General features: G+C 64.1%; 19 protein-coding genes. 9 read left to right on the forward strand and 10 right to left on the reverse strand.

Annotated features, from left to right (window positions below; translation table 11 throughout):
• Positions 1 to 100 precede the first annotated feature (100 nt).
• The 5 genes from dctP (QDT69_RS12325) to QDT69_RS12345 are packed head-to-tail and all read left to right on the forward strand — an operon-like array spanning position 101 to position 5,312.
• Complete coding sequence (dctP, locus tag QDT69_RS12325; protein WP_279706812.1) at positions 101 to 1,132, forward strand: TRAP transporter substrate-binding protein DctP; 1,032 nt, start codon at positions 101 to 103, stop codon at positions 1,130 to 1,132.
• 17 nt (positions 1,133 to 1,149) lie between these two features.
• Positions 1,150 to 1,710 carry a TRAP transporter small permease gene (locus QDT69_RS12330; protein WP_279706813.1) on the forward strand — a complete coding sequence of 187 codons (561 nt, stop codon included), beginning with the start codon at positions 1,150 to 1,152 and terminating at the stop codon, positions 1,708 to 1,710.
• Positions 1,707 to 2,996 carry a TRAP transporter large permease gene (locus QDT69_RS12335; RefSeq protein WP_074125386.1) on the forward strand — a complete coding sequence of 430 codons (1,290 nt, stop codon included), beginning with the start codon at positions 1,707 to 1,709 and terminating at the stop codon, positions 2,994 to 2,996. Before QDT69_RS12330 ends, QDT69_RS12335 begins: the two co-directional genes overlap by 4 nt.
• 40 nt (positions 2,997 to 3,036) lie before the next feature.
• Positions 3,037 to 4,074 (forward strand): TRAP transporter substrate-binding protein DctP, encoded by a 1,038-nt coding sequence (gene dctP, locus QDT69_RS12340; RefSeq protein WP_279706814.1) that lies wholly within the window; start codon positions 3,037 to 3,039, stop codon positions 4,072 to 4,074.
• Positions 4,071 to 5,312 (forward strand): CoA transferase, encoded by a 1,242-nt coding sequence (locus QDT69_RS12345; RefSeq protein ID WP_279706815.1) that lies wholly within the window; start codon positions 4,071 to 4,073, stop codon positions 5,310 to 5,312. The genes dctP (QDT69_RS12340) and QDT69_RS12345 overlap by 4 nt, the downstream gene beginning before the upstream one ends.
• Here QDT69_RS12345 and QDT69_RS12350 read toward each other — a convergent pair whose 3' ends face one another.
• From QDT69_RS12350 to QDT69_RS12395, 10 genes are all read right to left on the reverse strand, one after another.
• Positions 5,313 to 6,167 (reverse strand): CoA ester lyase, encoded by an 855-nt coding sequence (locus QDT69_RS12350; protein WP_279706816.1) that lies wholly within the window; start codon positions 6,165 to 6,167, stop codon positions 5,313 to 5,315. It lies immediately after the preceding gene.
• Between the two features lie 3 nt (positions 6,168 to 6,170).
• Positions 6,171 to 6,626 (reverse strand): MaoC family dehydratase, encoded by a 456-nt coding sequence (locus QDT69_RS12355; RefSeq protein ID WP_279706817.1) that lies wholly within the window; start codon positions 6,624 to 6,626, stop codon positions 6,171 to 6,173.
• Positions 6,627 to 7,403, reverse strand: a complete 777-nt coding sequence (locus tag QDT69_RS12360) for an enoyl-CoA hydratase/isomerase family protein (protein WP_279706818.1) — start codon at positions 7,401 to 7,403, stop codon at positions 6,627 to 6,629.
• 5 nt (positions 7,404 to 7,408) lie between these two features.
• Positions 7,409 to 8,383, reverse strand: a complete 975-nt coding sequence (locus QDT69_RS12365; RefSeq protein WP_279706819.1) for a CaiB/BaiF CoA-transferase family protein — start codon at positions 8,381 to 8,383, stop codon at positions 7,409 to 7,411.
• Positions 8,319 to 8,627 carry a CoA transferase gene (locus tag QDT69_RS12370; RefSeq protein WP_279706820.1) on the reverse strand — a complete coding sequence of 103 codons (309 nt, stop codon included), beginning with the start codon at positions 8,625 to 8,627 and terminating at the stop codon, positions 8,319 to 8,321. The genes QDT69_RS12365 and QDT69_RS12370 overlap by 65 nt, the downstream gene beginning before the upstream one ends.
• Positions 8,628 to 8,655: 28 nt before the next feature.
• A complete protein-coding gene (locus QDT69_RS12375) occupies positions 8,656 to 9,372 on the reverse strand; it encodes an ABC transporter ATP-binding protein (protein ID WP_279706821.1) in 717 nt (238 codons plus the stop codon).
• A complete protein-coding gene (locus QDT69_RS12380; protein ID WP_279706822.1) occupies positions 9,369 to 10,127 on the reverse strand; it encodes an ABC transporter ATP-binding protein in 759 nt (252 codons plus the stop codon). Before QDT69_RS12380 ends, QDT69_RS12375 begins: the two co-directional genes overlap by 4 nt.
• Before the next feature lie 2 nt (positions 10,128 to 10,129).
• Positions 10,130 to 11,149, reverse strand: a complete 1,020-nt coding sequence (locus tag QDT69_RS12385; RefSeq protein ID WP_279706823.1) for a branched-chain amino acid ABC transporter permease — start codon at positions 11,147 to 11,149, stop codon at positions 10,130 to 10,132.
• On the reverse strand, positions 11,146 to 12,048 hold the full coding sequence (locus tag QDT69_RS12390; protein ID WP_279706824.1) for a branched-chain amino acid ABC transporter permease: 903 nt from the start codon (positions 12,046 to 12,048) through the stop codon (positions 11,146 to 11,148). Before QDT69_RS12390 ends, QDT69_RS12385 begins: the two co-directional genes overlap by 4 nt.
• 98 nt (positions 12,049 to 12,146) lie before the next feature.
• Entirely contained in the window at positions 12,147 to 13,406 is a 1,260-nt protein-coding gene (locus QDT69_RS12395) for an ABC transporter substrate-binding protein (RefSeq protein ID WP_279706825.1), read from the reverse strand.
• A gap of 170 nt (positions 13,407 to 13,576) precedes the next feature.
• Here QDT69_RS12395 and QDT69_RS12400 point away from each other — a divergent pair, with 170 nt between their 5' ends.
• Genes QDT69_RS12400 through QDT69_RS12415 form a run of 4 tightly spaced genes read left to right on the forward strand, consistent with a single transcriptional unit; the run spans position 13,577 to position 18,416 of the window.
• Entirely contained in the window at positions 13,577 to 15,073 is a 1,497-nt protein-coding gene (locus QDT69_RS12400) for an AMP-binding protein (protein WP_279706826.1), read from the forward strand.
• Entirely contained in the window at positions 15,070 to 15,714 is a 645-nt protein-coding gene (locus QDT69_RS12405) for a TetR/AcrR family transcriptional regulator (protein ID WP_279706827.1), read from the forward strand. The genes QDT69_RS12400 and QDT69_RS12405 overlap by 4 nt, the downstream gene beginning before the upstream one ends.
• On the forward strand, positions 15,711 to 16,484 hold the full coding sequence (locus QDT69_RS12410; protein ID WP_279706828.1) for an SDR family NAD(P)-dependent oxidoreductase: 774 nt from the start codon (positions 15,711 to 15,713) through the stop codon (positions 16,482 to 16,484). The genes QDT69_RS12405 and QDT69_RS12410 overlap by 4 nt, the downstream gene beginning before the upstream one ends.
• 9 nt (positions 16,485 to 16,493) lie before the next feature.
• Positions 16,494 to 18,416 (forward strand): NAD(P)/FAD-dependent oxidoreductase, encoded by a 1,923-nt coding sequence (locus tag QDT69_RS12415; RefSeq protein WP_279706829.1) that lies wholly within the window; start codon positions 16,494 to 16,496, stop codon positions 18,414 to 18,416.
• The last annotated feature ends 29 nt before the right edge of the window (positions 18,417 to 18,445 follow it).

Raw genomic sequence — 18,445 nt, forward strand, 5'->3', positions numbered from 1 at the left:
GATCAGCCATCATCAAACTGCTGAGCCGAGCCCTGCTTGACGCGCAATTTTGTTTGTGCGCAGCTGCTTAAAACAACAAGGCTACTCAGGGGCAGGACATATGGGCGGGCTTCGACAGGCGTTGGCCGGTTACGGCTTCCTCATCGCATCGATCGATCTGGCGGCAGCGGCGGAACCGATCAAGCTGCGGGTCGCCGACTCCTTTCCGAAGGGACACTATCTCGTCCGTCTCGTGCTGGAGCCCTGGATGGCCGAGGTCCAGAAGCGCACCAACAACGCAGTGACGTTCGAGCACTATTCGGCGCAGCAGCTCGGCAAGGCCGCCGACATGCTGAAGCTGACGCAGACCGGCGTCGCCGATATCGGCTATGTTGCGCCCGCCTATGTCTCCGACAAGATGCCGGTTTCCGAAGTCGCGACGCTTCCCGGGGCGTTCGAGCATTCCTGTCAGGGCACGCTCGCTTATTGGAAGGCCGCGCGGAGCGGCGTGATCGCACAGCAGGATTATACCGCAAACGGCATCCGCCTGTTGCTCGCGGTGAGCCTGCCGCCCTATCGCATCCTGACTGTGAAGCAGCCGGTGAAGGACACAGCCGACATCAATGGACTGAAGCTGCGATCGACCGGCGGCGCGCAGGACCTCACCTTGCGCGCGATCGGCGCGGTGCCGGTGCGCATGGCAGCGCCCGACGCCTATGAGTCGCTGTCGCGCGGCACGATGGACGGCCTGCTGTTTCCGCTCGAGAGCGTCGTCGCCTATGGCGCCGACAAGCTCGTGAAACATTCCACCGATGGCTTCGGCTTTGCGAGCTTCGTGGTCGCCTATTCGATCAGCGAGAACGCCTGGAAGAAACTGTCGCCCGAGATCCAGAAAGCGATGATCGATGTCGCCGAGGAGATCCTGCCGTCCGCCTGCAAGGAGGTGCAGAAGCAGGACAGCGAGACCATGAAGTCGATGGAGGCCGCAGGCGTCCACTTCGATACCCTGCAGCCCGACGTCGTCGCCAAGCTCAAGGACCTGACCAAGGGCGTAGGTAAGGCATGGGCTGACGGGCTCGACGCACGCGGCAAGCACGGCAGCGACGCCTTGACGGAGTTCAGCGCTGCCGTTGCAGCCGTGCCGGCCCAGTGACGCGGACGGAGCCATACGTGATCAAGACAAGTCTGAAAGCTCTGACCGCCATCGAGAAGGTGACCTCGGCAATTGCCGCAGCCCTGATGTTCGCGATCATGATCATCGTCTTCTCCGACGTGGTGATGCGCTACGTCTTCAACCGGCCGTTCTCCTGGGCCTATGACCTGATCTCGCTCTACGTGATGGCCGGCGTCTTCTTTCTTTCGCTCTCAGGCACCTACGCGGTCAACGGCCATATCAGCGTCGATATCCTGCTGCCGCGCTTCTCCGCGATCATCCAGCGCCTTTGCGTCATCATCTCGAACGTCGTTGGCCTCGCGATCTTCGTTCCGATCACCTGGCTCGGTTATCAGCGCGCGCTCGACAATTACGTCTCGGGCGACGTGATGGCCGGTGCGATCCCGTGGCCGACCTGGGCGTCATCGGTTTTCGTGCCGGTCGGCGCGGGAATTCTCGCGCTGCGCCTTGCCATTCATCTCATTGCCAATATCGCAAGCCTCCTGACCGGCGAAAATCTGCTGCCGCTGCCGGCCATCTCCGGCCATTCGGACAAGGCTGCCGGAGGTTTCGAATGATCCCGACCTTCATCCTCGCGCTGCTGTTCTTCCTGCTCGCGATCGGAACTCCGGTCGCGTTCGCGATGGCCTTCTCCGGCGGGCTCGGCCTCTATCTGACCGGCGGCCTGCCGATCCTGCTCGGCGTGCTGCAGACCACGCCGCTGTCGGCCGTCACCTCCTACGAGCTGATCACGATCCCGATGTTCCTCCTGATGGCAGACCTCGTGCTGCTGTCGGGCGTCGCCGACGATCTGTTCAAGACCGCGGCAGCCTGGGTCGGACGCATCCCCGGCGGCCTCGGTATGGCAACCGCGCTTGCCGGCGCGGGCTTCGGCTCGATCTGCGGCACCAGCACGGCCTCGGCCGCGACGCTGTCCTCGACCAGCCTGCCCGCGATGATCCGCCAGGGCTACGAACCCAAGATGGCGGCTGGCGTCGTCGCGATCTCCGGCACGCTCGCGATGCTGCTGCCGACCTCGGTGGCACTGGTGATCTTCGGCCTGCTTGCCGAGGTGAACATCGGAAAGCTCCTGATCAGCGGCATCATTCCGGCGATCTTCGTCACCGTCATCATCATGTCGACAATCTATATCCTGGTGCTGCTCGATCCCTCGCGCGCGCCGACGATCTCGGCGGTGACATGGTCGGAGCGGTTCAGCCTGCTTTGGCAGGTCAGCCCGATGGTGATCCTGTTCTCGATCGTGACAGGCACGATCTACCTCGGAATCGCGACGCCGACCGAAGCCTCCGCCTTCGGCGCGTTCGGCGCCTTCTGCCTCGCCTGCTGGAAGCGCAAGATCAACTTGACCTCGCTCTACACGACGTTACGGCATGCCGCCCAGGGCACCTGCATGATCGTGCTGATCATCATGTGCGCGCATATCTTCGGCTATTTCTTTACCCTGACGCAGGTCACGCAGAACATCGTCGGCTGGGTCGGCGGGCTTGATGTCTCGCGCTGGATCATCATCACGCTGATCCTGTGCGGCTACATCGTGCTCGGCTCGTTCATGGATCAGATCGCGATCCTGGTGCTGACGGTTCCGATCGTGCTGCCGCTGATCAAGTCGCTCGGCTTCGATCCGATCTGGTTCGGCGTCATCAAGATCGTCACCGCCGAGGTCGGCATGATCACGCCGCCGATCGGATTGAATTGCTTCATTGTGGCGCGTTATGCACATCGCCCCGTGGGCGAGGTGTTCCACGGCACATTCCCGCATTTCATCGCGCATCTGATTGCCATCGCCATTTTCGTGGCATTCCCGGAGATCATCCTCTGGCTGCCGAACCACATGCAACATTGAAGAAGCCGTCGGTCGAGACGGCCATTTCTGGGAGACCATGATGAGTATCCATTCCCGTTTGCTCGCCGGCGTCGGCGCAGCCCTGCTCGCCGCTTCCACATCTTCGGCCTTTGCCCAGGAGAAGATCACGCTGCGCCTTGCCGACAGCCTGCCGTCCGGCCACGTGATCCATGAGCTCGTCGGCAAGCCGCTTTCCGAGCTCGTGACCAAGCTGACCAATGGCCAGGTCACCTTCCAGCATTTCCCGGCCGAGCAGCTCGGCAAGGCCAAGGACATGGCGCAGCTCACCGCGCTCGGCGTCGCCGATGTGTCCTACATCGTGCCGTCCTATTCGTCCGACAAGTTTCCGCTGACGGCGGTCGCCGAATTGCCCGGCATCTTCGACAGCGAATGCCAGGGCTCGCTCGCCTTCTACAAGATCTCGCATAATGGCGGCATACTGGAGACCAAGGAATTCGCGCCCAATCAGCTCCGGCCGCTGGTAACGCTTGCGCTGCCCGCCTACCAGGTTCAGCTTGCGACGAGCCGCGACATGAAGACGGCAAAGGACCTTGAAGGCCTGAAGATCCGCACCACCGGCGGCGCGATGGACCTCATGATGCGCTCGATCGGCGGCGTGCCGGTGCGGATGGCCGCGCCCGAGATCTACGAATCGCTGACCCGCGGGACGCTCGACGGGCTGATCTTCTCCTACCAGAGCTCGTCGTCCTACGACTTCGGCAAGATCCTGAAGTCGGGCACCGAGGGGCTGAACTTCGGCACCGCGATCTTCACCTATTCGATCGGCGAGCTGAAGTTCAAGTCGCTGCCCGAGAACGTACGCAAGGCGCTGATCGAGGCCGGGGAGCAGACCACGCGCGAGGCCTGCAAGCGGTTCGAGGACGGCGAGAAGGCCGCGGCCGACAAGATCAAGTCGCAGGGCATGAAGGTCATCAACTTCAGCACCGACGACAAGAAGGTGTTCGATACCGCCTTCAAGTCGGTGGCCCAGGATTGGGTGAAGGATGTCGACAAGCGCGGCAAGCCGGGCACCGACGTCTTCAAGGCCTTCACCGAAGCGCTGGCCGCCACCCATTGAGCCAGGCGCCGACGAGAGACGAACCATCCACGCCAGCGGGCCCGCTCGCCGGCGTCAGGATCATCGACCTCACGAGCGTGATGATGGGGCCCTACGCAACCATGATCCTCGGCGACTACGGCGCCGACGTGATCAAGGTCGAGAGCCCCGATGGCGACGTGATGCGGCACGCCGCCCCGATGCGCCATTCCGGGATGGGCGCGATGTACCTGCAGGGCAACCGCAACAAGCGCTCGATCGTGCTCGACCTGAAGAAGGCCGGCGGCCGCGCGGCGCTGCTGCGGCTTGCGGCGGCCGCCGACGTGTTCGTCCACAACGTCCGTCCTGCGGCAATGGCGCGGTTGAAGCTCGGCGCCGACGATCTCCACGCCGTCAACTCGCGGCTCGTCTATGCCAGCCTGCACGGCTTCGGCGAGACCGGCCCCTATGCGGGCCGGCCCGCCTATGACGACCTGATCCAGGGGCTGACGGCGCTGCCTGCGCTGACCGGCCAGATCACCGGTGAGCCGCGCTACTCGCCGGCGACCATGGCCGACCGCATCGTCGGTCTCAATGCCGTCCACGCCATCCTGGCGGCGCTGTTCCACCGTGAGCGCACCGGCGAAGGCCAGGCGATCGAGATCCCGATGTTCGAGACAATGGCGCAGTTCGTGCTCGGCGATCACATGGCCGGCCGCAGCTTCGAGCCGCCGATCGGACCGCCCGGCTACTCCCGTCTGCTGTCACCCGACCGCCGGCCGTATCAGACCAGCGACGGCTACATCTGCGCGCTGGTCTATTCCGATAAGCAGTGGAACGCGTTCTTCGCCAAGATCGGCCTCGCCAATGAGGCCGACCGCGACCCGCGGCTGAACAGCATCGCAGCCCGAACCCGGAACTACGATTTCGTCTACGACTGGTTTTCGCAGATGATGAAGGCCCGCAGCACCGCCGAATGGATGCGCTTCTTCGAAGAGGCCGACATTCCGCATGCGCCGCTACACGATCTCGACAGCCTGATCGACGATCCGCATCTGGCTGCAGTCGGGCTGATCCAATCGCTGGAGCATCCGACCGAAGGCACGCTGCGGGTCGCCGGCCCGGCTGCAACCTGGAGCCGGACGCCGCCATCGATCCGAACCTATGCGCCGAACCTCGGCGAACATGGCCAGGAGATCCTGCGCGAGGCAGGACTTGCGGATGCGGAGATTGCTGCCCTCATCGCGGAGGGCGCGCTGATCGAGCCCGGCTCCTCCTGACTATTTCCTGCGCGACGCCAGGATCTTCTCGGCAGCGCGCAGATGCGGCTTGTCCAGCATCTTACCGTCCATCTTGGCGACACCGGACGGATTATCGGCGAATGCGGCTATCACCCGCTCCGACCATGCGATCTCCTCGTCGGTCGGCATAAAGGCCGCGTTGACGACATCGACATGCTTGGGATGGATCACGGCCTTGGCCAGGAAGCCGTCCTGCCGTGCGGCGATCGCCTCTGCCTTCAGTGCGTCGAGATCGTTGATGTCGGTCGCGATGGTGTCGATCGCGACCACGCCGGCCGCGGCCGCGCCGATCAGGCAGAGATCGCGGGCGAGAATGAACGGTGAGTGATAGCGGCCGTCGGTGCGGTTGCGGGTTGCGCCAAGCGAAGCCGCGAGATCCTCTGCCCCCCACATCATGCCCCAGAGCCGCGGGCTCATATCTTCGAAATCGAGGATCTTCAGAACCGCGCGCGCCGTCTCGGTTGCGACGGTAACGATCCGTGTGGACCCCTGCTCGATGCCGGAGGCCGCCTCGAACGCGTCGAGATAGAGTGCGAGCTTGTTGACGTCGGCGGCGCCGGCGCATTTCGGCAGCACGATGCCGTCGGGCTTGCCGGGCATTACGGCGGCAATGTCGCCGAGCGTCAGATCGGTGTCGAGGGCGTTGACGCGGATATAGAGCTTCTGCTCCGGATTGCGCGCAGCAAGCATCTGCCGCGTGATCCCGCGCGCAACGACCTTCTGCTCCGGCGCAATCGAGTCCTCGAGGTCGAGGATCAGGGCATCGGCCGCGGTCTTCTTCGCGCTCTCGTATTTCCGGGTGCTGTCGCCGGGAACAAACAGGAACGATCGCATCGTCTACGCCTTCGGCTTGCAGTGCATCAGCCCGGTGCGGCGGCAGCTCGCCACCACCTCCCCGCGCTGGTTGGTCATGGTGTGCTCAAACTCGACGATGCCCTGGGTCGGCCGCGACTTGCTGGCGCGTTTGCCGATGATCTTGGTATGCGCTCTCAAGGTGTCGCCATGAAACACGGGCTTCGGAAACATGACGTCGGTCATGCCGAGATTGCCGACCGTGGTCCCGAGCGTCGTGTCGTACACGCTCATGCCGATCATGATGCCGAGCGTATAGAGGCTGTTGAACAGCCGCTGGCCGAACTCGGTCTTCTCGGAGAAATGCGCGTCGAGATGCAGCGGCTGCGGGTTCATGGTCAGCAGGCTGAACATGGTGTTGTCCATTTCGGTCACGGTCCGGCTGAACTCGTGATGGAATTCCCGCCCGACCTCGAACTCTTCAAAATACAATCCAGCCATTTATCGTCCCTTGTAGTTTGGCGTCCGCTTCTCGACGAACGCGTTCAGCCCTTCCTGGCAATCTTCTGTCGACGCGACCACCACGAAGCTTTCCGCCGTGTTCTCCACCGAACGGCGGAAATCGGCATCGACCGCGCGCATGAAGGCATCGCGACCGATCTTCATCACGATCGGTGATTTCGCGGCGAGCTTCCGCGCGATCTCGCGGGCCCGCTCGAGCGCAGTGCCCTTCGGCACCACCTCGCTGAGCAGGCCCATCCGATGAGCGGTCGCCGCATCGAAGGGCTCGCCGAGGAACAGCGGGCCGAACGCCTGGTGCTTGCCGACCAGCCGTGGCAGCTGCACGAAATGGATCGCCGGAATCAGGCCGACGTCGATCTCGGGATAGCCAAAGGTCGAGCCGTCGCCCGCGATGATCATGTCGCAGGAGATCGCGATCGTCATGCCGCCGGCGCGCACCGCGCCGTCGATCGCCGCAATCGTCGGCTTGCCCATGCGGTATTGCGTATCGTTCAACGCGAAATACAGCCGCTCGAGGAACTTTTTGGTCTCGATCGCGGGCTTGCCCCTGACGATATCGAGATCGAGGCCGGCGCAAAACACTTTGTGGGCACTGCTGACGATGACGGCGCGCACCGCCTCATCATCGCGCGCCTTCGCCAGCGCCGCCAGCAACGCGTCGATCAAGGGAATGCTGAGCGCATTGACTGGCGCACGATCCAGCACAATCTCCGCAATCTGCTCCGTGACCGAGTAACGAACGAGGTCCGTGCTCATATTGTCTAGTCTCCCGTCATCGCTTTGGCTTGCCGCACCGCGCCCGACAGCGAGAAGCCGTCGATTTCGGCGGAACCAAATCCAGCCTCTGTCAGCACGGCGCGGCTATCCTGCCCGATGTCCGGCGCGGGACAAAGATCGTCCTCGGACAAGCTCGCGATCCCCGGCGTCCGCGGCGAATAGACCGCGCCGACACCCGGCGTATCCTGACGTACCGCCGCCCTGGTCGCCTCGACATGAGGATTGCGCAGCCATTCGCCGGGATTGAGGATCCGCTCCGCGATGATATCGGCGGCATGGAGGCGCGTCAGCCAGGCATCCGTCGCCTGGGCCAGGAACTCCTCGCGCAATTGCGGGATCAACGTATCGGCCGCGTCGGCGCGCCGGGCGAAATCGGCAAAGCGCGGATCGGTAGCGAGGTCCTCGCGTTCGATCGCACCGCACAGCCGCTTGTATTGCGGCTCGTTCACCAGCGTCACCATCATCCAGCCGTCCTGCGTCTGGTAGGTGCCGGCCGGCACGTTCAGCGCACGCGGCACACCGCCCTCGAGAATGAACTCGGCGACCTTGTGGCCGAGCAGCGCCGACGTCGACTGGCAGAGATTGACGTCGATCCAGCGGCCGGTGCCGACGGTCGCGCGCGCGAACAGCGTCGTCGCGATGGCCTGGAACGCATAGACGCCGGTGACCACGTCGGAGATCGTGGTGCCGACCCGGTGCGGTACACCATCGGTACCGACATTGACCGAGACCAGCCCCGAGAACGCCTGCGCCACCGAGTCAGAGCCCGGCCGCTTGGCGTAAGGCCCGCTCTGCCCGAAGCCGCTGACCGAGAGATAGACGAGGCCGGGATTGTCTCGCGACAGGCTCTCATAGCCGAGCCCGAGCCGCTCGGCGACACCAGGACGGAATCCTTCAATCAGCACGTCGGCCTCGCGCGCCAGACGCTGCGCGATCGCGATGCCGTCTTTGTGCTTCATGTCGAAGGCAGAGGCTGCGCTTGCCGCGGTTATAGACCGCCGACAGGGTCGTGTGATTGCCATAAGTCGTGCCGAGATAGCGCGACCAGTCGCCCTCAGGGGGCTCCACCTTGATGACGTCGGCGCCATAGACCCCGAGCAGCATCGCGCAATAGGGCGAAGCGATCCCCTGCCCGAAATCGAGCACTTTCAGCCCGCGATACGGCGCTTCGTGCGTCGGCGTCAGCCTGCGTTCGCCCGCCATGTGTCCTCCCCGTTAGTTTCGAAGGGCCCTACAGCGCCAGGTAGCGCTGCCGGATGTTGTCGTTGGCCTTCAGCTCTTCGATGGAGGATGTGTAGACGATCTGTCCCTTGTCGATAACCGTCGCGTGGCTCGCAAGGCCAAGGCAAAAATGCATGTTCTGCTCGGCGATCAATACTGTGGCACCGGTGCCGCGGAGCTGCCGCAGCAGCTCGCCGATGCGTTGCACGATGATCGGCGCCAGTCCCTCGCTCGGCTCGTCCAGCAGTAGCAGCACCGGATTGCCCATCAGCGTACGGGCGATCGCCAGCATCTGCTGTTCGCCGCCGGAGAGCCTCCCTGCGATCCGGTGCCGTAGCGGCTCCAGCAGCGGAAACACGTCATAGACGCGGCGGATCGACCACTCGTCCTCGCCATCGGGCCCCTTCTTCTGTCCGATGACGAGGTTGTCCTCGACCGTATGCTCGGGAAAGATCTGGCGGTCTTCCGGCACGAAGCCGAGCCCGGCGCGCGCGATATGATGCGGCCGCATTCCCGACACGACCCGGCCGCGCAAGCTCACCTTGCCGCGGCGCGCCGGCGCCAGCCCCATGATCGCCTTCATGGTGGTCGACTTGCCGGCGCCGTTGCGGCCGAGCAGCGCCATGGTCTCGCCCTTGCGCACCGACAGGCCGACGCCGAACAGGATCTGGCTGGTGCCGTAATAGACGTCGAGGTCCTCGACCTGCACCACCGGCTGCGCGCTCATGCCACCGCTCCCGCGTGGTCGTCGCTGCCGAGATAGGCCTCGATGACCGCCTCGTTCCTGCGGATCGCCTCCGGCGTTCCGGTCGCGAGAATTCGCCCGTAGCACAGCACGACGATTGCGGGCGCGATCTTGAACACGATATCCATGTCGTGCTCGATGAACACCACGGTGATCTTCTGCTTCTCCCAGAGCTCGCGCACCTTGTCGATCATGCGCCAGCGCTCCTCGGTGCCCATGCCCGCGGTCGGCTCGTCGAGCAGCAGCACCTTCGGCTCGAGCACCAGCGCGAGCGCGATATCGAGCAACTTCTGGTCGCCGTGCGACAGCGTCGCCGCGGTCCTGTTGCGCTTGCCGGCAAGGCCGAGCAGCTCCATCGCATGCTCAGCGCGATCGCGCGTCTCGACCAATGGGAAGCGCCGACGCATCACGCCGGCTCGGCGCTGATCTGCGCCCACCGCCGCAAGCATCGTCTCCTCGACCGTCAGCGACGGGAAGATACTCGCGACCTGGAAGGCGCGGCCGATGCCGTGGCGCACGATCTCCGGCGGCGCCTTGCCCGCCATGTCGACGCCATTAAGCAGGATCTGCCCGGCGTCCGGCCGCAGCGCGCCTGTGATCAGATTGAAGAAGGTGCTCTTGCCGGCGCCGTTAGGGCCGATCACGGCGGTCAGCGAACCATCGGCAAAGTCGAGCGAGACGTTATCGGTCGCCTTGACGCCGCCAAAGGATTTCGAGAGGGCACGAATCTCCAGCATGGCTAGCCGCGCCCTTCGCCGCGACGCTGCGCGAACCATTCGACGACAAAATCCATCAGGCCCTTTCGCAGGCCGATAGCAAAGAACAGGATCACGACGCCGAGCACGATGCCGTGATACTCGGTCAGGCGGGTAACAGTGTCGTTAAGGATCAGCAGCAGCACTGTACCGACCATCGGCCCGAGAAACGTGGTCACGCCGCCGAGCATGTTGATGAAGATGCCCTCGCCCGAGATCGTCCAATAGGCGAATTCGGGATAGGCGCCGGAGACGAACAACGCCATGATCATGCCGCCGGTCGCGGCGAACAGCGCCGCCAGAACGAAGATCACAAGCTTGGCGCGCCAGACGTCGATCCCGATAAAGCTCGCCCGCGTAGCGTTGTCGCGGATCATGCGCAGCGTGTAGCCGAACGGCGACTGTGCGATCTGGCGCATCAGGAGCAGCCCGATCACCAGCAGCGCGCAGCTCGTGATGTAGAGATGCAGATGGTTCGACAGGTCGATGCCGAGGAACGGCGGCCGCGGAATGCCGCCGCGCAGGCCCTGGTCGCCGCCGGTCAGCGACTGCCATGACAGGATCGTCGAATGGATCAGCATCTGGAACGCCAGCGTGACGAAGGCGAAATAGATCTCCTTCAGCCGCACGCAGATCGCGCCGATGATAACGGCGATGACGCAGGTGATCGCCAGGGTGACGAGGAACGCCACCGGGATCGGCACACCGGTCTTCTGCATCATCAGACCGAAGCCATAGGCGCCGAGGCCGAAGAACATGCCGTGACCGAACGAGATCAGTCCGGTGTAACCGACCAGGAGATTGAGCGAGGTTGCGAACAATCCGTAGGCCGCGCAGCGGATCACGAAGTCGAGCAGCTGCTTGCTGCCGAACATCATCGGCAGCAGCGCGAGCACGACAAACGCCGCGAGCGCGATCAGCACATCGCGATAGCGCTGCGGTCTGGCTTCGATCCGGGGAGGCGCCAGGGTTTGCGCGCCCTGACCGGCCCGCAACTCGGTCATGCGACCTCCTTGCCGAACAGGCCGGTCGGCCGCGATACCAGCACGATCACCATGAAGAGATACATCAGTCCCTCGGTGAAGAGCGGGAAGCTGAGCGAACCGAAGGAGCGGATCAGGCCAATCAGGAGCGCGCCGATCAGTGCCCCCAGGATCGAGCCCATGCCGCCGATCACGGTAACGATGAACGACTCGATCAGAACAGAGAAACCCATGCCCGGCGTCAGCGAGCGCACCGGCGCGGCCAGCGCCCCGGCGAGCCCCGCCAGCATGCCGCCGAGCGCGAACACGCCGCCATAGATCAGCCCGGTGTTGATACCGAGCGCCGACACCATCCCCGGATTGTGCGCGGCCGCACGGATCACCTTGCCGATCCTGGAGCGCGCCAGCCCCAGCCCGAGAACCACGGCGGCAGCCAGCGCCACGCCGATCAGCAGCAGATAATATGGCGGCACCACGCCGCCGGCGATGAACAGCGGCGGCACCTGGAACGCAGCCGGCATGCCCATCGACTTGAACTCAGGCCCCCAGATCATGCGGACGACGTCATCGAAGATCAGCACGAAGGCGTAGCAGACCAGGAGCTGCATCAGCACATCGCGGCCGTAGACCCGACTCATGAACAGGCGCTCGAAGGTCAGGCCAAGGATCGCGGTGCCGGCCGCGCCCGCCAGGATCGCCAGCGCAAAGCTGCCGGTGAGCTGATAGGCCGTCATCGCGAAATAGGCGCCGAACATATAGAAGGCGCCGTGACTGAAATTGACCACCTTGAGCACGCCGAAGATCAGCGTCAGTCCGACGGCGACGAGAAACAGCAGCATGCCGATGATCAGACCGCTGGTGGTCTGCGTCACCAGACAGGCAGGGCTGGCGAGGCAACTGGCGAGCGCGTCGAGGTCCACGAGAAATAATCCATTACGGCGGGCCGCAACGCCGGCGCGCGACAAACATCGGATGAAAGGCGGAGACAGCTTGCGGCTTTCTCCGCCTGACATGTGGATCAGGTGTAGCCCTTGCTCTTCTTCCACTCGGCTTCGAGTTCGAAGATGGTCTTCCAGTCACCGGCCTTCACGTCAGGCACATAGGGCTCCTGCGGGATGGTGGTGCCCCAGCCGATCGCGTAGCCGACCAGCGTGCGGTCGTCGGCGCGCATGGTGACGGTGCCGTCGGCGCCGAACGGGCACTTGATGGTGAGCCCGGTGAGGACTTCCGCGACCTTCTTGCCGTCGGTCGAGTTGGCCTTCTTGACGGCTTCGTTGAGGAACATGACCGCCGTCGCGTTCTGCCACGACCAGTTGGTCGGGTACTCGTTGTACTTCGCCTTGTAGGCATCGCCCCAGGCCGCATTCTCCGGCGTGGCCGGGAACGTCTTGATGTAGCGGTCGCCGGAATGGATGCCTTTCGGCAGGTTCTTCACCACGGTGAGCGCGGTATAGTCGGCCATGTTCACCGCGAACACCTCCATCTGGGTGAACAGCGCGTAGATGTTGGCCTGGTCGATATACGACGTGAGATCGCCGCCCCACAGGCACGAATAGAGCGCCTGCGGCTTGGCCTGCAGGATCTTGGTCACGACCTCGGTGTAGTCGGGCTGGAACAGTTTCGGCCAGGACTCGCTGATGATCTCGACATCAGGCGCGAACTTCTTCAAGTACAGCACGAACTCGCCGGTGGTGTCGCGGCCATAGGCATAGTCGGGCGAACAGGTCGCCCATTTCTTCAGCCCCTTGGCCTTGGCGATCCCAGCCGCGTAGCCGGCACCGACGATCGAGTCATGAATGCCTTGCCGCACGCAGCGGAAGGCGTTCGGAATGTGCTGCTTGGGATCGGCGGTCAGCGACGACGCTTCCGAGCAGGTGTGGATGCAGAGCACGCCGAGATCGCGCGCCACCTCGTGAACCGCGAACGATCCCGATGATGCCTCGCCGTCGAGCAGCATCTCGCAGCCGTCGGTGTTGACGAGCTCGCGCGCGATCCGCGCGGCTTCCTGCGGCTGTCCCTTGGAGTCGCGGATCACCATCTCGATCTGCCGCCCGGCAAGGCCGCCGGCGGCATTGACCTTCTCGACTTCCAGCATCACCGCGTTGCGCGAAGATGTGCCGAGCTGCGCGACACGACCCGACAGAATCGTCGGCATGCCGATCTTGATCGTCTTGGCCTCTGCGCGCGCTACCCATGGCGCGGCAAAGGTCACCGCACCGGCGCCCATCAGCGCAAGCGTCGAGCGCCGGCTGATGCCCGGTTTCCGGGTCCTCGTCATACTCCCCTCCCTGTCGGGTTCGCGTTCCCAAAATCCCTTGCGGAGATCGTTCCGTCTCCATGCCCATGATGTTTTCAGAGCAAGGGGGGTGACGTCAAGCCAAATATGAATTATGACTCATAGTTCATCCAGGGAGAAAACGGCGCCGGAATCGGCCCGACGGACGGCAAATGATCAATCTTTCCAGCTTCATCGCATTTCATGCCAAGCGGACGCCGGATCGCTGTGCGCTGAAATATCGCGGCGAAGACGTCTCCTACGCGGATTTTGACCTGCGGATCCGTCAGGTCGGCAGCTGGCTCGCGATGCGCGGGATCGCGCCAGGCGATGTCGTCGCCGTCTTGATGAAGAACAGCACCGCTTTTCTCGAGCTGGTGTTTGCGACCAGTCATATCGGCGCGGTGTTCCTGCCGATCAATTATCGCCTGTCGGCCGATGAGGTCAGCTACATCGTCGGCAATTCCGGCGCGCGTCTGCTCGTCGCCGACGAGGAATTTGCTGCGATCGCAACCGGCGACGTGCCGGTGGTGCTGCTGGGTGAAGTCGCGCAATCCAGCCTCACCAACCTTGCGCCCGACATCGCGCCGGCGCCGATCCATGTGCGCCAGCCGCGCGACCTGATGCGGCTGATGTACACTTCGGGCACGACGGATCGTCCCAAGGGGGTGATGCTCACCTACGAAAACATCTACTGGAAATCCGCCGACCAGACCCTGGTGCTCGGATTGAACGCCGACACGCGGCTGCTCGTGGTCGGCCCGCTCTATCACGTCGGCGCGCTCGATCTGCCCGGCATCGCCGTGCTGTGGCACGGCGGCATGCTGTGCATTCACCGCAGCTTCGAGCCCGAACCGGCGCTCGCGGCGATCGAGCGCGAGAAGCTGAACGCGGCATGGTTCGCGCCGGTCATGACCACGGCCCTCCTCACCTGTCCGAACCGCGAGCGCTACGACGTCTCCAGCCTGCGATGGGCGATCGGTGGCGGCGAGAAGACACCGGAGGTTCGCATCCGCGCCTTCTCTGACTATTTCAGGAACGCGCGCTACATCGATGCCTACGGCCTCACCGAAACCTGCGGCGGCGATACGTTCATGGATGCCGGCCGCGAGATCGAGAAGATCGGCTCGACCGGCCGCGCCATCGCCCATGTCGAGATCGAGATCCGCGACGATACGGGCAAGCGCCTGCCCGCGGGCCAGGATGGCGAGATCTGCCTGCGCGGCCCGAAGGTCACGCAGGGCTACTGGAAGGATCCCGAGAAGACCGCCTCCGCCTTCTTCGGCGACTGGTTCCGCACCGGCGACATCGGCCATCTCGACGACGACGGCTTCCTCTATCTGACCGACCGCAAGAAGGACATGATCATCTCCGGCGGCGAGAACATTGCCACCTCCGAGGTCGAGCGCGTCATCTACGAAATCCCCGGGGTGCGCGAGGTCGCGGTGATCGGCCTCCCGGACGACCGCTGGGGTGAGAAGCCGGTCGCGATCGTGGTGCTGGCCGACGACGCCAAGCTCGACTTGCCTAATCTCACAGAATTCTGCCGCGCCCGGCTCGCCGCCTTCAAGGTGCCGCGGCAACTCATCATCCGCGACAGCCTGCCGCGCAATCCATCCGGCAAGGTGCTCAAACGCGTGCTCCGCGCCGAACTCGAGGACACCGCATGACACAAGCGACACCTGCCAAGGTGACAAAGCTCAACCGAGTCGAGCGCAACGCCTGGACGAAGCAGAAGATCTTCGACGCAGCGACCAAGGTTGTCGGCAGATACGGCTATGCCGAAGCCTCGGTCGCCCGTATCACCGAAGCCGCCGGCGTCGCACAGGGCACCTTCTACAATCATTTCGAGAACCGCCAGGAGCTGCTCGACCAGCTGCTGCCGAAGATCGGCCTCGACATGGTCCGCTTCATCCATGCGCGCACCGGCACCGCCAGCGAGGCCCGGCAGGAGATCGAGCGCTTCAGCGCCTTCTTCGATTTCATCCGCGAGGTGCCGGAGTTTCTGCGCATCCTCAACGAGGCCGAGTTCTTCGCGCCGACCGGCTACCAGAAGCATTTTGACAACATCTCGAACGCTTATGTCCGGATCCTGCAGCGTGCACGCGCTGCCGGCGCCACCAACACCTTCAGCGACGAGGAATTCGAAGCCATCGTTCAGGTCTTGATGGGCGCACGCGGTTATCTCAGCCGCCGCTATTCCTACTCCGAGCACGGCGTCACCGCGGTGCCCGATTATGTGATCACGGCTTACCAAAAGCTGGTCACCCGCGGCCTGTTCAATGCCGGCAACAATGGAAGCAAGTCATGAGCGCTGACGGCACCATCCTCGTCACCGGCGGCAGCCGTGGCATTGGCGCGGCGACCGCAACGCTGCTCGCCGATCAAGGGCACCACGTCGTCATCGTCGACATCGCGCCCGAGCCGCTGGTCGGCACGAACGCCATCCTCTGGCCGGCGCCGTTCGACGTCGCAAGCGAAGCCGCTGTCGTCGCCGGCATTGCCGATATCGAGCAGGCGCACGGTCCGATCACCGGCCTCGTCAACGCGGCCGGTGTTTTCGGCAAGATGCATACGATCGACCGGGTGCGGATGGAGCAATGGGACCGCGAGGTCAATATCGACCTGCGCGGCACCTTCCTGGTCGCGCGCAGCGTCGGCATCGGGATGGCGAAGCGGCGCCACGGCGCGATCGTCAACGTCGCCTCGGTGGCCGGCATGACGTCGGGTCCGATCCACGCCTATACCGCGGCGAAGGCCGGCGTCATCCAGATCACGCAGACGCTTGCCGCCGAATGGGGCCGGACCGGCGTCCGCGTCAATGCGGTGTCGCCCGGCTTCACCCGCACGGCCGCGCTCGAAGCCGGGATCGCGTCGGGCGCCCTGAACAAGGACCTGCTCGCCAGCCCGACGGCGATGAACCGGCTGGTCGAGCCGATGGAAGTGGCGCAGGCGATCGCCTGGCTGCTCTCACCGCGGAGCAGCGGCGTGACCGGTATCAACCTGCCGGTCGATGCCGGCTACATCGCGGGCACCACCTGGGCCGCCTATGGCGGCCTTCCGGAAGCGCCACGCAGCTGAGGACAACGCATGAATATCGAGCTTCCGCGCCAACACCTCCGCCTGTCCTCCGCGATCGCCGAGGGCGACATCCGCGTGCTGCTGATGGTGCTCGTGCACATGACCGGCGACGAGAAATGGCTCGAGCCGCCCTACAAGCCGAAACGCGACGTCCGCCTGATCCCCGATCCGGACGCCGGCGTGCCGAAGGAAATCCAGGACGAGATCCGCGCCGCGGTCCTGAACCTGTTCGCGAACGGGACGCCGAAGCCCGTCATCACCGATCCCGGCGATGAGCTGATGCTGCGGATGATGCGCGCGACGCTCGGCGAGAACGTCGCGCCGGAATACGCTCCGCTGATGCGCGAGGAGATGGGCTTCGTTCCCCGCGAGGCGCGCTGGCGCGAGCGCCCGTCCGGCGAGAAGCTGGCGCAGCAGCATGTGCTGATCGTCGGCGCCGGGGTCTGCGCGATTGCACTCGGCGTTGCGCTCGGGCGGCTCGGCATTCCCTACACCATCGTCGAGAGGCAGGACGAGATCGGCGGCACCTGGTATGTCAACCGCTATCCCGGCTGCGGCGTCGATACGCCGAACCACTCCTATTCGTTCTCCTTCGGCGCCCGCAATCCGTGGACCCGGTATTTCGCACAGCGCCAGGAACTGCTGGATTATCTGCTCAAGGTCGTGCGCGAACACGACATCCGCAGGCACGTCCGCCTCTCGACCGAGCTCGTCGCCTCATACTGGGACGAAGCCAAGCGCCGCTGGATCTCGACGCTGAAGACCGCGAACGGCGAGGAGACCTTCGAGTCCACCGCGCTGGTCAGCGCGATCGGGCAACTCAATGATCCCCTGCCCGCCCGCTTCGACGGCGACGAGGACTTCGAGGGCCTCAAAATTCATTCGGCGCTATGGTCCGACGACATCAAGCTCGACGGCAAGCATGTCGCCGTGATCGGCACTGGCGCGACCGCGATGCAGCTGGTGCCGTCGATCGCCGACCGCGTCGCCTCGGTCACCGTCTACCAGCGCACCGCGCAGTGGGCGCGACCGGTGAAGGGTTATTCCGATCCGATCACCGAGGGCGCGCAGTGGCTTCTGGCGCATCTGCCATTCTACGTGCAGTGGTATCGCTTCAACATGTTCTGGCGCTACGGCGACGGGCTGCTGCCGTTCCTGCGCAAGGATCCGGCCTGGCCACATCCCGAGCGCGCCGTCAACAAGGGCAACGACCGGCATCGCCAGGAGCTGGCTGACTTCATCCTCTCCGAGCTGAAGGATCGTCCCGATTTGATCGAGAAGTGCATGCCGACCTATCCGCCCTACGGCAAGCGCATCCTGCTCGACAACAACTGGTTCAAGACGCTGACCAAGCCGAATGTCGAGCTGGTCACCGAACGGATCGATCATTTCGCGGCAGACGGCATCGTCACGGCCGACGGCATGTCGCGGCAGCACGACGTCATCGTGATCTCGACCGGCTTCAAGGTCTCCGAGATGGCGGCGCGTCTCAACATCACCGGGCGCGAGGGCAAGAACCTGAAGCAGGCGTGGGAGCACGACAATCCGACCGCCTATCTCGGTCTCACCGTGCCTGACTTCCCCAACCTCTTTCTGATGCTTGGACCCAACTCGGGACCTGCGCATGGCGGCAGCGTGATCTTCCAGTCGGAATGTCAGAGCCGCTACATCTCCGCCTGCCTTGTCGAGATGATCGAGAACGACATCGCCGCGATCGACGTCGATCCCGACGCGCATGACGAATACATCCGCAATGTCGATGCCGAGCATGAGCAATTGATCTGGACGCATCCGGGCATGACGACCTATTACCGCAACAGGCGCGGCCGTGTGTTCTCGGCAATGCCGTGGCGGTTCGTCGACTACTGGAAAATGACGCACGACCCGGACTTCACGCAGTACCGAAAGACCAAGGCGCGACAGGAGAGCTGACCTGAAATAACCTGCTCGTTAACTTGACA

Origin of the sequence: Bradyrhizobium sp. CER78 (assembly GCF_029846235.1) — a bacterium.
GTDB lineage: Bacteria > Pseudomonadota > Alphaproteobacteria > Rhizobiales > Xanthobacteraceae > Bradyrhizobium.